The organism is Micromonospora sp. KC207, assembly GCF_004348615.1.
Taxonomy (GTDB): Bacteria; Actinomycetota; Actinomycetes; order Mycobacteriales; family Micromonosporaceae; genus Micromonospora.
In genome coordinates, this window is record NZ_SMKJ01000014.1 from 1 (window position 1) to 14,774 (window position 14,774).

Annotated in this window: 14 protein-coding genes; 7 read left to right on the forward strand and 7 right to left on the reverse strand. The window is 69.8% G+C overall.

What is annotated here, in order from left to right:
• The 3 genes from E1258_RS03145 to E1258_RS03155 form a co-directional block, all read right to left on the reverse strand.
• Positions 1 to 703: lytic polysaccharide monooxygenase (locus E1258_RS03145; protein WP_243715147.1), on the reverse strand; the 703-nt coding region annotated here is incomplete at its 3' end.
• Between the two features lie 234 nt (positions 704 to 937).
• On the reverse strand, positions 938 to 2,527 hold the full coding sequence (locus E1258_RS03150) for a cell wall anchor protein (RefSeq protein ID WP_243715148.1): 1,590 nt from the start codon (positions 2,525 to 2,527) through the stop codon (positions 938 to 940).
• Positions 2,528 to 2,566: 39 nt separating this feature from the next.
• A complete protein-coding gene (locus E1258_RS03155) occupies positions 2,567 to 3,373 on the reverse strand; it encodes an SDR family NAD(P)-dependent oxidoreductase (protein WP_207919374.1) in 807 nt (268 codons plus the stop codon).
• 137 nt (positions 3,374 to 3,510) lie between these two features.
• Here E1258_RS03155 and E1258_RS03160 point away from each other — a divergent pair, with 137 nt between their 5' ends.
• The gene (locus E1258_RS03160) at positions 3,511 to 4,428 is read left to right on the forward strand and encodes an aldo/keto reductase (RefSeq protein ID WP_132396644.1); all 918 of its coding nucleotides are present in this window, start codon (positions 3,511 to 3,513) and stop codon (positions 4,426 to 4,428) included.
• Between the two features lie 50 nt (positions 4,429 to 4,478).
• On the opposite strand, the gene E1258_RS03165 is transcribed toward E1258_RS03160, so the two are convergent.
• Positions 4,479 to 4,715: a VOC family protein gene (locus E1258_RS03165; RefSeq protein WP_165949615.1), complete on the reverse strand. Its 237-nt coding sequence runs from the start codon at positions 4,713 to 4,715 to the stop codon at positions 4,479 to 4,481.
• 10 nt (positions 4,716 to 4,725) lie between these two features.
• Positions 4,726 to 5,565 (reverse strand): DeoR/GlpR family DNA-binding transcription regulator, encoded by an 840-nt coding sequence (locus E1258_RS03170; protein ID WP_132396646.1) that lies wholly within the window; start codon positions 5,563 to 5,565, stop codon positions 4,726 to 4,728.
• A gap of 295 nt (positions 5,566 to 5,860) precedes the next feature.
• Here E1258_RS03170 and E1258_RS03175 point away from each other — a divergent pair, with 295 nt between their 5' ends.
• The 5 genes from E1258_RS03175 to E1258_RS03195 are packed head-to-tail and all read left to right on the forward strand — an operon-like array spanning position 5,861 to position 11,108.
• Positions 5,861 to 7,150 carry a sugar ABC transporter substrate-binding protein gene (locus tag E1258_RS03175; RefSeq protein WP_132396648.1) on the forward strand — a complete coding sequence of 430 codons (1,290 nt, stop codon included), beginning with the start codon at positions 5,861 to 5,863 and terminating at the stop codon, positions 7,148 to 7,150.
• 55 nt (positions 7,151 to 7,205) lie between these two features.
• A complete protein-coding gene (locus E1258_RS03180) occupies positions 7,206 to 8,159 on the forward strand; it encodes a carbohydrate ABC transporter permease (protein ID WP_132396650.1) in 954 nt (317 codons plus the stop codon).
• 1 nt (position 8,160) lies between these two features.
• On the forward strand, positions 8,161 to 9,003 hold the full coding sequence (locus tag E1258_RS03185) for a carbohydrate ABC transporter permease (RefSeq protein ID WP_132396652.1): 843 nt from the start codon (positions 8,161 to 8,163) through the stop codon (positions 9,001 to 9,003).
• A 31-nt stretch (positions 9,004 to 9,034) separates the two neighbouring features.
• Positions 9,035 to 9,898, forward strand: a complete 864-nt coding sequence (locus tag E1258_RS03190) for a ketose-bisphosphate aldolase (protein ID WP_132396654.1) — start codon at positions 9,035 to 9,037, stop codon at positions 9,896 to 9,898.
• A 1-nt stretch (position 9,899) separates the two neighbouring features.
• Positions 9,900 to 11,108, forward strand: coding sequence for an ADP-dependent glucokinase/phosphofructokinase (locus tag E1258_RS03195; RefSeq protein WP_132396656.1), 1,209 nt, complete (start codon positions 9,900 to 9,902; stop codon positions 11,106 to 11,108).
• Positions 11,109 to 11,324: 216 nt separating this feature from the next.
• On the opposite strand, the gene katG is transcribed toward E1258_RS03195, so the two are convergent.
• Both katG and E1258_RS03205 read right to left on the reverse strand, forming a co-directional pair.
• On the reverse strand, positions 11,325 to 13,601 hold the full coding sequence (gene katG / locus E1258_RS03200; protein WP_132396658.1) for a catalase/peroxidase HPI: 2,277 nt from the start codon (positions 13,599 to 13,601) through the stop codon (positions 11,325 to 11,327).
• 23 nt (positions 13,602 to 13,624) lie between these two features.
• On the reverse strand, positions 13,625 to 14,053 hold the full coding sequence (locus tag E1258_RS03205) for a Fur family transcriptional regulator (RefSeq protein ID WP_132396660.1): 429 nt from the start codon (positions 14,051 to 14,053) through the stop codon (positions 13,625 to 13,627).
• A 322-nt stretch (positions 14,054 to 14,375) separates the two neighbouring features.
• On the opposite strand from E1258_RS03205, the gene E1258_RS03210 reads away from it, so the two are divergent.
• A complete protein-coding gene (locus E1258_RS03210) occupies positions 14,376 to 14,678 on the forward strand; it encodes a helix-turn-helix transcriptional regulator (RefSeq protein WP_132396662.1) in 303 nt (100 codons plus the stop codon).
• The last annotated feature ends 96 nt before the right edge of the window (positions 14,679 to 14,774 follow it).

Genomic DNA, 14,774 nt, shown 5'->3' on the forward strand with positions numbered 1-14,774 from the left:
GCGTGGTCGGGGGCGGCGTGGTCGGCGGCGGGGTGGTCGTGCCGCCGAAGTTCACGTCGCTGCACAGGTAGTAGGACTGGTCCGAGTGGCTGGCCTGCCAGATGGTGTAGACGATGTGCCGGCCGGTGCGCCCCGGCGCGTTGGCCGGGATCTGGATCGACACCCCCTGGCTCTCCTTGGTCGGCCACTGCGACGCCGGGGTGTTGCCGATCTGGCCGACCAGCTCCAGGTCACCCCAGGCCAGCGGCTTTGTCAGGGCGTCGAAGCCCTGCTTGGTCACGTACACCCGGATGTAGTCGGCGCCGTGACTGGCCTGGTCCCAGAGCTTGACCCGGAAGCTGTTGGCGACGTTGGTGGTCTTCCACGCGCCGACCGCGTCGAGCGAGTTGTACCGGCCGTCGCCGGTGCGGCCCGCGCTGCACAGCTGGCCGTCGGGGATGGCGGCCTGGTGGTTGCCGGCGACGCCCTCGCGGTACAGGCCGTTCCAGTTCCACATGGCCGAGCTGTTGTACTGCCAGGCCTGCCAGCACATCGGGTCCTCGGTGGCCATGGCCGGGTTCTGGAAGTCGGCGCCCCAGCGGGCCCAGCAGCCGTAGTTGCGGGACGCGGGGTCGACGGTGGAGCCGTGGGCGGCGGCCGGGTTGGCCAGGGCGGTGGTCAGCAGCAGCACGGCGGCCGCACCGACGGCGAGTAGCCACGCCACGAGGGGAATGCGACGTGGTCGGACAAGTGTGGACACGGAGCCCTCCAGGGAGAGTCGGACGACGACACCCGGACAGCCGGGAGTTGCCCGCTCCCGCGCCTGATTGGGTGGCTCCCGCTGCGGCCCTGCCTGGCAGACTCCCACATGCATTGAAACTAGTCAATCTATATCAGGTGGGCGCTACGGCACGCAGCGCCCACCTGATATGGCACAGGTCGAGGTGGTGCCGCCGGATCAGGCGGCGAAACGGGTGCGACGACGGCGGGCCAGCAGGTAGCCGCCCGCGCCGGCGGCGACCAACAGGCCACCGAGACCGGCGAGCAGGCCGGTGGGGGCACCGGTGATCGGCAGCGACCCGCCGTCACCGCCGCCGGTGCCGCCGGCCTGCTTGACCGTGATCTTCGCGGTGTCGTTGGCCGGGTCCAGGTCCTTGACCGGGCCGTCGCCGTCGAAGGTGTGCAGCTTCACCGTTCCGGTCTGACTGCCGGCCCGGTCGACCCGCAGCGTGAAGTCGAACGCCACCCGCTCGCCCCGGGGGATCGTGCCACGGGCAGAGCACTCGTAGACCCGCGCGCCGGGCTTGCCCGGCTTCCACTCGTCCTCGTCCGGGTCGACGCAGGACTTCGACACCGTCACGGCGGTGACACCCTCCGGCAGCGTCACCATGGTGGCGATGTTGAGGCCCCGCTGGCCGTTGGGCCCGATGCGCGCCGGGCCGTTGTTGCGGTAGCCGACGGTCAGCGGCACGGTGGCCCCGACCGCACCGGTGACGGTGGCGCCCTGCGCGGCGGCGTCGCCGCGCTGGTCACCGGCGACGGTCAGCGTGACCCGGGTTTCGTTGTCCACCGGGTTGGTGTCGGTCTGATCGAGCGCCCGGGCCTGTTGCGCACCGCCGGCCGACACCAGCGTCAGGGCCGCGTCGGTGCCCCTGCGGCCCAACGGCTCGGCCGGCGAGTACTGGGCACGGAACTCCTCCCAGTCGGCCGGGGTGAACCACAGGGCGAAGCTGTAGTGCAGGTTCGGCGCCCAGGCGTCGGCCGGGATGGTCCCGCCGAACGTGGGGTCCACCCGGACCGTCGCCCCGGGTGCCAGCGAATCGTCGAAGGTGCAGGCGAAGCTGCTGTCGTCGAGGGCCGGGTCGGTGTACTCGCAGTTCTCGTACCGCTTCGACGGGGTGAACCCGTAGGAGCCGGACAGGTACAGCACCAGGCCGTGCACGGTCTTCGTGCCCCGGTTGGTCACCGTCAGCGGGACGTCGACCCGGGCACCGGGCCTGCCGTCGAGCGGGAGTTGCCGCTCGACGGCGAGGTCGACCCCCTCGCCGGTGGTGACGGTGGAGCGGTAGGTCGCGGTGCCCACGCCGGGCGCGGTGACCGTGAACGCCAGGGTGCCCCGCTGGCCCGCCGCCGCGCCCGCCCGCGCCGTCACGGCCAGGCTGAGCAGGCTCGAATCCTCGCCGTCGTCGGTCATCGCGCAGGTGAGGATCTCGCCCGCCGTCGTACACGAACCCCGGTCGTCGCCCTCCTCGACCTCGGCGAACGCGGCGACCTCGCTGCGGTCCACCCGCACCGTGTACGTGCCGAAGGGCCGGTCGGGCAGCGAGCGGAGCGAGACCCACTTCTGCGGGCCGCCGGGCGCGACGGTCACGCTGTTGGCGTAGAGCGTGACGTCCTCGGCAGGTGCGGCGGCCACAGCGGCACCTGTGGAGACCGCGACGAACGCGACGGGCGCGACGAGCGCGGCCAGCCCGCGTCGGACGGGATGCGGGTGCATGGCGGGTGCCTCCGGTCGGGGGAAGAGGACGAGGTGCGGCCAGGCTCTCACGGATGATCCCGCCGTGGGGACCCGTACCGCGCCACGAGGTCACCGCAGGTGGATGCGGTTGCCGCTGATCAGGGCGGCGGCGTCGGAGGCGAGATGGCAGATCACCTCGGCGACCTGTTCCGGGGTGGCCAGGTGGGTGCCGCTGTCCGCGACGTACTGCCGGACGGAGTCGGTGACCCAGCCGGTGTCGGTCACCGGCGGGTGGACCATGTTCGCGGTGATCCCGAACGGGGCCAGCTCCGCCGCCGCGGACATCGTGTAGTTCTCCTGCGCGGCCTTGGCCGCGCCGTAGGAAACCTCCTCCGGGAAACCGCCGCTGCTGCCGGAGGTCAGCCCGACGATCCGTCCCCAGCGCGCGCCGCGCGCCGCGTGCCGGCGGGCGAACTCGCCGATCAGCAGCGCCGGAGCCATCGCGTCGACGGTGAACTGCTGCGACCAGGACGCCGCGGTGACCGGTTGCAGCGCCCGCCCGTGCCGGTCGGTCGAGGCCGGGGTGAAGGTGTCCGCGACCCAGCCGGTGGCATTGTTGACCAGGATGTCGACCGGCCCGAACGCCTCCTCGGCCGCGTCGAAAAGGAGGCCGGCGGCCTCCGGGACCCGCAGGTCCTGCTCGACGGCGACCGCCCGGCCGCCCGCCTGACGGATCGCCGACACCACCGGATCGGCGTCGCGGGCCCGGCTGCGGCGGTACTCGTCGGGCAGGCCGCGGCCGGCCGGGTCGTGCACCCGCCAGTACGCGCAGAGCACCGCGCAGCCGGTCCGGGCGAGCCCCTGGGCGATCGCCGCGCCGATTCCGTGGTTTGCTCCCGTGACGATCGCGACGTGGCCGTTCTGCGGACTGCTCACCATCTCACCTCCGATACGGCCGGTGTGGTTCCGGCTCCCGGCAGCATGGGCTGGGGGTCGCGGGCGATCAACCGCGTTTCCGCACACCTGGCATCCGCGCCGTCCCCGCCCGGCGGCCGGGGGTGTTAGATGGGATCGTGGACATCGTCGACCGGCTGGCCGGAGCCTCGCGGATCGGGCTGGGGCTGGCGGCCGTGGGTCGGCCGGGCTACATCAATCTCGGCCGCGCCACGGACCTGCCGGCCGACCGCACGGTCGAGGCCATGCGCGCCCGCGCCCACGAGCTGCTCGATCGCGCGTACGCGGCCGGCATCCGGTACGTCGACGTCGCCCGCTCCTACGGCCGGGCCGAGGAGTTCCTCGCCCAGTGGCTGCACGCCCGGCCGGACGCCCACGACGTCGTCGTCGGCAGCAAGTGGGGCTACACCTACACCGCCGGGTGGCGGATGGATGCCGAGGTGCACGAGGTCAAGGACCACGGCGTCGCCACGTTCGAGCGGCAGCTCGGCGAGACGCGGGCGCTGCTCGGCGACCGCGTCGACCTGTACCAGGTCCATTCGGTCACCGTGGACAGTCCCGCGCTGCGCGACGCGGAGCTGCACCGGCGGCTCGCCGATCTCGCCGCGCGGGGCACGGTGACCGGGCTTTCGACCAGCGGCCCGTCGCAGGCCGAAACGATCCGGGCGGCACTCGACGTACGGGTCGACGGACGGCCGCTGTTCCGCAGCGTGCAGGCCACCTGGAATCTCCTGGAGCCCAGCGCCGGGCCGGCGCTCGCCGAGGCGCACGAGGCGGGGTGCCTGGTCATCGTGAAGGAGGCGCTCGCCAACGGCCGTCTCGCCGTGGGTGCGCACGCCCCCGGCGACGCCGCCGCGCTCGCGGCGGCGCTGCGCCAGCCCTGGGCGACCATGGTGCTCTCCGGGGCCGCGACCGTCGACCAGTTGGCCTCGAACCTGCGGGCCGAGAGGGTCAGCGGCGATCCCGCCCGGCCCGAGGACATGGCCGTACCCAGCGTCCGGTACTGGGACGAACGGTCGCGCTTGCCCTGGGGCTAGGGCTCCGCCCATCTGCCGGCCCGGGTCGGCGGCGCCGGCGCGCCGGCCGGTCAGAGCGGGTTGAGCCGGGCCTTGCGCAGGCAGAACTCGTCGCCTTCGGGGTCGGCCAGGACATGCCGCTGCCCCTGTCCTGTCTGGCCGATGTCCGCCGGGCGCACGCCGAGCGTCAACAGGCGTTCGCGCTCGGCGTCCTGATCCCGGTCGGTGGCGTCGGCGTCGATGTGCAGCCGGGACTTCCCCTGCTCCGGCTCAGCCCTGCGGCTGGGGGAGCCAGGCGCGAACCTCACGGCCTTCGGCCTAGCTTCTGGCCTCGCGCGGTCGCGGTGTGGCCGCCGGGGTGATCAGTTGCACCTCGCTCGCGGCGAGGGCGTCCCTCAGGTCGGGCGGCGGCATCGCGTCGGTGACCAGGTAGTCAGCGGCGCCGAGCTCCGACACCTGGGCGAACAACCGGCGGCCGAACTTGGACGAGTCGGCGAGGATCGCCACGCGGGCCGCGCGCGAGAGCATCTCCTGCATCATCGCGGCTTCGGCGAGGTTGCTCGTCGTGTAGCCGGCGTCCGCGGAGACCGCACCGACGCCGATCAGCGCCAGGTCGCAGCTGATGTCCAGCTCCGCGCCGGTGTTGGCGCGGAAGCTGACCGGGCCGATCGTGGCCAGCGTGAGCGAGCGCACCGCGCCGCCGAAGATGTAGATGTCGCGGATGGCCGTCGACGGCAGCGCGCCGGGTACCAGCAGGTTGTTCGTCGCCACCGTGAGGTCGCGATGCTGGCGCAGGTTACGGGCGAGCGCGAGGGTTGTCGTCCCACCGTTGATCATGATGGTCGAGCCGTCCTGGACCAGTGCCGCAGCCAACGCCGCAATCTTTTCCTTCTCCTGCTCCTGAATGGTGAGCCGCTGGTCGACGGCGCGGTCGGTGCGGGAGATAGTGGCCAGGCTGACGGCGCCGCCGTACGTGCGCACGAGGACGCCCTCGGCGCTGAGCTGGTCCAGGTCGCGTCGCACAGTGTCGATGGAGACGCCGAAGCGCTCGGCCAACTCGCCCACCGTGACCTGACCGACGTCGGCGACGTACGCGGCAAGCTGGGCCTTGCGCCCGGCAGGCAGATGGCGCTGCCGCTCGTCCCTGTCCTCGCTCACTGATCCCCCTTCATCAATGCGGCAGTATGCCACGGACGCGCTTCAGTCACGCACATCACCGCACGGAACAGCAAAGGCAGGCCAGGACAGGCAGACGCCGCCACACCTGCCCCCAGCGACGAACCCACGACCCCGACCAGGTCGACCGACCATCTTCACCCGTCACCTCGCACAGCACTATGCCACAGTCCGCAGTTCTCTGCCGTTCTTCTCTTGTTTACATCCGTAACACGCTGCTAACGTGACCGCCAACACAGCACAGAACAGAGAGATCTAGATATAGAAGGAGCTCGCCATGACGACTCGCACTCTCCGGCTCAAGCGACTGATAGGGGCGGCGACGGTGGCCGCGACGCTGGCCGCCGTCGCGGCGTGCGGCTCGGGCGACTCGGGCGACGTCGCGGCGGACGGCACCGTGACGCTGGAGTTCGCCCAGTGGTGGGGAGCGGAACTCCCGGCCGGGGACTTCAACAAAATCATCGATGACTTCACGGCGCAGAACCCGAACATCAAGATCAAGCTGCTGAGCGCGCCCTACGCCTCGACCAAGCAGCAGTTGGTCACCGCCGCGGCGTCCAAGACGCTGCCCGACGTGGTCGGCCTCGACGGGGCCTGGGTCAACGACTTCGCCAAGCAGGGCGCGATCACCGATCTGTCCAAGCTGATGGCCGACTCGAACTACGACGCCAGCCAGCTCGCCAGCCAGATTCAGCGCGACGGCAAGACCTACATGATCCCGGTGGTCAACTTCGTCTACCCGCTCTTCGTCAACAAGGACCTGCTCACCAAGGCGGGCGTCGCAAACGTGCCCACCACGCGCACCCAGTTCCTGGACGCGGCCAAGAAGGTCAGCGCGACCGGCGACAACGTCAAGGGCTGGGCGCTCCCACTCGACACCGCCGTCCCCAACGGCATCCAGAACGACGTCATGTCCTGGCTCTGGGCCTCCGGCGGCAGCATGCTGACCGACGGCAAGCCGAACCTGACCAGCCCGCAGGTCAAGAGCACCGTCGAGTTCGTCAAGAGCCTGAACGACGCGGGCGTCATCGCCCCCGGCTCGCTCACCATGAAAGAGCAGGACAAGGTCGAGAAGTTCACCAACGGCCAGGTCGGCATGATGATCGACTCGCTCGCGCACATCAACCTGATCAAGAAGAACAAGCCGGACCTGAACTTCGAGGTGGCGGCCCTGCCGGCCGAGGACGGCTACACCGGCAAGCGGGGCATCCCGTACGCGTCGTGGGGCATCGGCATCTCCAACTCGACCAAACACAAGGCCGAGGCGTTCAAGTTCGTGTCCTACCTGATGAGCCAGGAGACCAACGCGAAGCTCAGCACGATCGCGAACGGCTTCCCCGGCAACAAGAACGCGCAGCCCGACTTCGGCAACAGCGACCCGCTGTTCAAGACCGCCTTCGACATCTACAAGCAGGGCTACCCGGCCAACGAGTTCGTCGGCCTACCCAAGGCCGAGGACCTGATGCGCAGCTTCGACGAGCAGCTCCAGCTCGTGCTGACCGGCAAGCAGAGCGTCGACGAAGCCCTGACCAAGTCGCAGCAGTCCTGGTCCTCGGTGATCGGTTAGTCCGCCAGGGCGCCGCGCCGGGCCACCGGCGCGGCGCCCGACCAAGGAGACAGCGATGACATCCGCCCAAGTCGAGCCCGTGAACGCGCCGGAGAGCGCGGCACCGGCCGAGCGGGCCGCCCCCGGCCGGACCCGCTCCAGCCCGGCCCGGCGCCTGGTCCCGTACGCCTACCTGTCCCCCACGATCCTGCTGATCGTGGTGCTGATGGTGATCCCCATCGTCATGGTGATCAGCTACTCGTTCCGCGACAACGTGATCGTCCAGGAGAACCCGGTGTTCGTCGGGTTCGCCAACTACACCAAGGTGCTCACCGACCTGGACTTCCTGGCCGCGCTGAAGAACACCGCCGTCTTCATCTCGGTCAGCACCGCGGCCCACCTGGTCCTCGGCCTCGCCTTCGCGATGATGCTCAACACGCAGTTGTTGAGCGGGGTCACGAAGGCCATCTTCCGGATCGTCTACATCCTGCCCTGGCTGTTCACGATCGCGGTGATCGCCGTCATCTGGCGGCTGCTGCTCGACCCGGCCGGCGTGGTCAACTACGTGCTGCACTCGCTGGGCCTCATCGAGGAGGGCGTGAACTGGCTCGGCGACCCGGGCAAGGCGCTCTGGGCGGTCACCTTCGTCAACATCTGGTCCGGCTACCCGTTCTTCATGATCAGCCTGCTCGCCGGGTTGCAGGGCATCTCTGCCGACCTGTACGAGGCCGCCGCCGTGGACGGGGCGAGCCCGTGGCGGCGCTTCCTCAACGTGACGCTCCCGCAGCTACGGCCGGTGATCGTCAGCATGGCGGTGCTCGACCTGATCTGGACCTCCCAGCAGTTCGCGCTGATCTGGATGATGACCGGCGGCGGGCCGCTGAACACCACCGAGATGCTGAGCACCTACACCTACAAGCAGGCCTTCAGCGAGTACGAGTTCGCGACCGCCTCCGCCGCCGCCGTGATCGTGCTGCTGCTGACGATGGTCCTGGCCTTCTTCTACGTACGACAGCAAAGGGAGCGGTGAGATGGCAGGCGTCAAGCGGCGGCACACCCTCGCGAAGGCCGGGGTCGTCACCGGGCTCCTCCTCGGCGCGCTGTTCGCCGTGCTGCCGGTGCTGTGGATGCTCTCCACCTCGTTCAAGAGCAACGGGGAGGTCTTCCAGAACCCGCCCCGCCTGGTCACCGAGAGTTTCTCGCTCGACGCCTACCGCGAGATCCTCGGCAACGGCGAGCAGCTCCGGTTCTTCCTCAACAGCTACCTCGTCGCCTTCGCGGTGACCGTCCTGACGCTCCTGGTGGCCATCCTGGCCGGGTACGCGTTCAGCCGCTTCACCTTCCCGTTCCAGCGCACCATCAACGCCATGATCGTCAGCGTCCAGGCGGTGCCGCCGATCACGCTCGTCATTCCGTACTTCGGGCTCGTCGTCGCGCTCGGCCTTTACAACACCTATTCCGGCCTGATCCTCACCCACATGGTGTTCACCCTCCCGTACGCGATCATCATGACCACCGCGTACCTGAACACGCTGCCCCGGGAGCTGGACGAGTCGGTCAAGGTCGACGGCGGCAGCGGCTGGACCGCGCTGTGGCGAATCCTGGTGCCGATCTCGGTGCCCGGCCTCATCGCGGTCGGGGTCTACACGTTCATGCTCTCGTGGAACGAGTACCTGTTCGCGCTCACGCTGACCCGGACCAACGACATGCGCACGGTGCCCATCGGCATCCAACTGCTCATGGGCCAGCACTCGTACGAGTGGAACCAGATGATGGCGATGAGCATCCTCGGCTCCATTCCCGTTCTCGTGCTCTTCCTTCTTTTCCAGCGCCGGTTCATCGGTGGGCTCACCGCCGGCGCCGTCAAGGCCTGACCCACCCTTCCGCAAAAGGAGAAACACCGACATGCTGACGACCGGCAAGGCGATCCTGGACGTCGCCAACGAGCACAGCTTCGCCGTGCCCGCGTTCAACATCAGCGACTGGGCGATGTTCCGCGGCATCGTGGACATCAGCGAGGAGAAGAACGCTCCCCTGATCGTCGGGATCCACCCCGACGAGGTGCGGCACATCGGCCGCGAGATGATCACCGGCATCGTCGAGCGCGCGCACAACGCGAGCGTCCCGATCGCGATCCACTGGGACCACGGCGCGACCTACGAGCAGATGCTCCAGGCCATCCAGTACGGCTTCACGTCCGTTATGATCGACGGCTCGCTGAAGCCGTTCGACGAGAACCTCGCCATCTCCAAGAAGGTCACCGATTCCGCGCACGCTCTCGGCCTGTCGGTGGAGGCCGAGCTCGGCACGATCGGGGCCAACGACAGCTACGCCGAGGCGGGTGCCGCCGAGATCATCTACACCGACCCCGACGACGCGGTCACGTTCGTCGAGGCCACCGGCGTGGACAGCCTCGCCGTCGCGATCGGCACGTTTCACGGCTTCTACCCGGCGCACCTGTTGCCGGAGCTGAAGCTCGACCTGCTCAAGGAGATCAAGAGCCGGGTGCGGATCCCGCTGGTGCTGCACGGCGGCTCCAACAACCCGGACGACGAGATCAGCGAGGCCGCGCGGATCGGCATCAACAAGATCAACATCTCGACCGACATCAAGGTCGCCTACCACAACAAGATGCGGGAGGTGCTGGGCAACGACCCGAAGGTGCGCGAGCCCAACGCCATCCAGCCCGCCTGCGTCGAGGCCATGAAGGTGGTCGCCGCGCACAAGATCGACCTGTTCGGCGCCACCGGCAAGGGGGCGCTCTACTGACATGGCCGACGCATCCCGGGTAGTCCTGGGCCTCGGCGGGTGCGTCGACCACGAGTTGACGCTCACCGCCGACGTCCTGGAACAGTTGGTCGTCGACCACGACATCGTCGCCGCGGAACTGACGTCGCCGCCCGTGGTGACCAGCGAGCGGGACCTCGTGGTGTCCATTCTCGGCTACGTCGCCCGGGGCGGGGGCGGCGAGCACTTCGTCGCCTCCGCCCCGGCGCTGGGGACCTTCGCCGGCCGGTTCCCGCACCGGACGACCCTGGGCGGCACCTCGGTGCGGGCCGGGATACTGCTGAGCCGGCTGGGCGTGCCCTCGACGCTTCACCTGGTCAGCGTCAACGACACCGTCCGGCGGCTCCTGCCGCCGGACGGCGAGTACGTCTCCAGCGGCGTCGAGGACACCTACCACCCCCACCTGATCGTCCAGTACCACCAGGGCCTGCGCGTCCACGTCGGCGACCTCGACATCACCGCGCCGTTCCCGAACCGGCTGATCTACGTCAACGACCCGGCCAACAGCGCGATGCTGCTCACCGACGACCTGGGCGACCGGCTCGGCAGGGCGGACGTGTTCCTCGTCTCGGGCTTCAACGCCATGCGGGACGAGGAGGAACTCGTCCGGCGGCTCGCCGAGCTGCGCACGCACATGCGGCGACTGCCGCCCGGGGCGGTGACCTACTTCGAGGACGCGGCGTACCACGAGCCCGCCTTCAGCCGCCGGGTCCGCGACGCGCTGCTCGACGTGATCGACGTGTACGGGCTCAACGAGGACGAGTTGCAGTCGTACCTCGGGCACCAGGTCGACCTGCTCTCGGCGGGGCAGGTCGCCGACGCGCTCACGGCGGCGCACGCGCTCATCCCCGCGCCGACGCTGGTGCTGCACACTAAGTACTGGGCGGCGGCGTTCGGCGAGCACGCCGGGCAGTACGCCGACGCCCTCGACACCGGCACCGTGCTGGCCGCGACCCGCTACGCCCACGGCGACGACTTCACCGACACCGACGTCGACCGGCTGCGCCGGCGACCGCGACGGCCCGAGTCGGTCGCCTTCGCCGAGGCGCTGCGCGAGCGGATGGATGGGGTGGTCCACTGCGTCCCCGGCTTCTCGCTCGACGTGCCGCAACCCACGACCGTCGGGCTGGGGGACACCTTCGTCGGCGGCTTCCTCGCCGCGCTGGCCAGGGAGAAGGCCGATGACTGTTGAGGTGCTGTCCGCAAACCAGCCCGAGACGTGCGTCGACCGGGCCGCGTGGACGCCATCTCGCCTCGACGGGCTTCGGGGCACGGCGGCGCGGCTGCTGCCCGAGGCCGCCGACGAGTTCTTCGCCGCCCGCCGCGTCGGCGGCGGCGACCGCCGCGGTGCGGGCGAGCCCCGGTCGATCGCTGGTGGATCGACCGGGGCTCGCCGGTGGAAACCGGATCAGGCGAGGTCGAACCGGTCGAGTTCCATGACCTTGGTCCAGGCCGCGACGAAGTCGGTCACGAACTTCTCGCGCGCGTCCTCGCTGGCGTAGACCTCGGCGAGGGCCCGCAGCTGGGAGTTCGAGCCGAAGATGAGGTCGACCGCGGTGGCGGTCCACCTCACCTCGCCGGTGGCCAGGTCCCGGATCTCGTACACGTGCTCGTCGGACTCCGACGCCTTCCACCGGGTGCCCGGGGAGAGCAGATTGGCGAAGAAGTCGTTGGTGAGCACGCCGGGCCGGTCGGTGAGGACGCCGTGCCGGGTGCCGCCCACGTTGTTCCCGAGGGCGCGCAGGCCGCCGACGAGGACGGTCATCTCCGGCGCGGTCAGGTTCAGCATGTAGGCCCGGTCGACGAGCAGCACCTCCGGCTGGGTCTTCTCCCCGGCCCGCAGGTAGTTGCGGAAACCGTCGGCGCGCGGCTCGAGGACCCGGAACGACTCGACGTCGGTCTGCTCCTGGCTGGCGTCGGTGCGGCCCGGGTGGAACGGCACGGTCACCTCGACGCCGGCGTCACGCGCCGCCTTCTCGACGGCGGCCGAGCCGGCCAGCACGATCAGGTCCGCGAGCGAGATCTTCGCGCTGCCGGCGGAGTTGAACTCCCGCTGGATGCCCTCAAGGGTCTCCAGGACCGTCGCGAGCTGCTCGGGCTGGTTGACCTTCCAGTTGCGCTGGGGTTCGAGCCGGATCCGCGCGCCGTTGGCACCGCCGCGCTTGTCGGTGGACCGGTAGGTGGCGGCTGAGGCCCAGGCGGTGGAGACAAGCTGGGCGGTGGTGAGACCGGACCCCAGGACCTTGGCCTTGAGGGCGGCGACGTCGGCGTCACCCACCAGCTCGTGGTCGACGGCCGGCACCGGGTCCTGCCAGAGCTGGGCCTCCGGGACCCACGGCCCGAGGAAGCGGCTGACCGGGCCCATGTCGCGGTGCAGCAGCTTGTACCAGGCCTTGGCGAACGCCAGCGCGAACTCGTCAGGGTTCTCCAGGAAGCGGCGCGAGATCTTCTCGTACGTCGGGTCGACGCGCAGCGACAGGTCGGTCGTGAGCATCGTCGGCTTGTGCTTCTTCGACGGGTCGTGGGCGTCCGGGATGATCGCCTCGGCGTCCTTGGCGACCCACTGCTTCGCGCCACCGGGGCTCGTGGTGAGCTCCCACTCGTAGCCGAAGAGGATCTCGAAGAAGCGGTTGCTCCACTGCGTCGGCCGGTCGGTCCACGTCACCTCTAGACCGCTGGTGATCGTGTCGCCGCCCTTGCCGCTGCCGTAGGTGCTCAGCCAGCCCAGGCCCTGCGCCTCCAGCGGGGCGGCCTCGGGCTCGGGGCCCACGTGTCCGTCGGCGACGCCGGCGCCGTGGGTCTTGCCGAAGGTGTGGCCACCGGCGATGAGGGCGACGGTCTCCTCGTCGTTCATCGCCATCCGGGCGAACGTCTCGCGGATGAAGTGAGCCGCCGCGGCCGGGTCCGCGTTGCCACGGGGGCCCTCCGGGTTGACGTAGATGAGGCCCATCTCGGTCGCCCCGACGCCGGCCACCATCTCCTTCTCGGAGGCGTAGCGCTCGTCACCGAGCCAGGTGTCCTCCGGGCCCCAGTAGATCTCCTCGGGCTCCCACACGTCCTCCCGGCCGAAGCCGAAGCCGAAGGTCTTGAAGCCCATCGACTCCAGGGCGACGTTGCCGGCGAGCACGAGCAGGTCGGCCCACGAGATCTTCTGGCCGTACTTCTGCTTGACCGGCCAGAGCAGCCGGCGGGCCTTGTCCAGGTTGGCGTTGTCCGGCCAGCTGTTGAGCGGGGCGAACCGCTGGCCGCCGTCGCCGGCGCCGCCGCGACCGTCCTCGATGCGGTAGGTACCCGCGGCGTGCCAGCTCATCCGGATCATCAGGCCGCCGTAGTGGCCGAAGTCTGCCGGCCACCAGTCCTGGGAGGTGGTGAGGACGTCGACGATGTCCCGCTTGAGGGCCTCGACGTCGAGCTTGGCGAACTCCTGGGCGTAGCTGAAGCCCGCCCCCAGCGGGTTGCCCTTGGACGAGTGGGCGTGCAACACCGAGAGGTCGAGCTGGTTGGGCCACCAGTCCCGGTTGGTACGCGGACGACCTCCGGTCTTCGGGGTCGGCGAGTCGATCGCCGGGTTCTCGCTCTCGCTGCCGTGCGCGGTGACGGAGTCGTGCGCGACCGGGCAGCCGGCCGCCTCCTTCCTGTCCACGCCCTGCGCGTTGGAGGGAACGTTGTCCTGGGTGTCGCTCATCTGTTTCCTTCCGGACTGGCGGATCACTGAAAGGTGCGGTCGGTCGCACAGCCGGGGCAGGTGCCCCAGTAGACAACCTCCGCCTCGTCGACGTTGAAGCCGTGGTCGTCGGAGGCGGTGAGACAGGGGGCATGGCCGACAGCGCAGTCGACGTCGGCGATCGTGCCGCAGGAGCGGCACACGACATGGTGGTGGTTGTCCCCCACCCGGCACTCGTACCGGGCGGTCGCGCCGGCCGGCTGGATGCGCCGCACCAGACCGGCCTCGGTGAGCGCACGCAGCACGTCGTACACCGCCTGGTGGGAGACCGTGGGCTGATCCGCCCGCACCAGGGCGATCACCGTGTCGGTGTCGACGTGCGGATGGTCGCGCAGCGCTGCGAGCACCGCCAACCGGGGCCGGGTCACGCGCAACGAGACCGCCCGAAGCTGGGTCTCGAAGTCGGATGGCACGAACCAAACCTAGCCCACTGTTCTGGAATGAATCAAGTATTACTCTGAGTCAACCCATATGTCTCGCCGCAGATCCGCCCGGCTCGCCTGCGCCGCCGTCGACGCGCAGGCGACCTGACGCATGCCGGCACGGGCGTCGGCTTAGCGGCCCCGCGGCTAGCTGCCAGCTGCCAGCTGCATGGTCAGGCGGTTCGGAGTCCCGGCCTCCGCGGCCAAGGGTTTCGGTGCTTGCCGGTCCGGCGCAGGGTGCCAGGACGCAGCGACTCTCCCGCTCGACCAATAAGTATCCCGGCAATACTATCCCGACACTAGAATCGGAGTCATGGTCAGGCTGCCACTCACACCCGAAGACGTCGAACGCGGGCAGCGCCTCGGCGCCCTCCTACGCCGCGCCAGGGGGCAACGCTCGATGCTCGGCACCGCGCTGGACGCGGGCGTCTCACCGGAGACCCTTCGGAAGATCGAGTCCGGCCGCGTAGCCACTCCCGCCTTCCCGACCATCGCCGCGATCGCCGACGTCCTCGGCCTCTCCCTCGACGCCGTGTGGTTTGAGATCAACAAGTCGGACGGCGGGGCCGAACTCGCGACATCAGGTCGCGGCACCGGCGAGCGGCTGGCCTCGTAGACCTCGACTCCGCACCTCCGTCGCGACTGCCGACGGCAGGAGGCAAGGTGGTGGGGCAAGCCTCACCGGCCTCGGCGGGGCCATCGTCGACTTCCA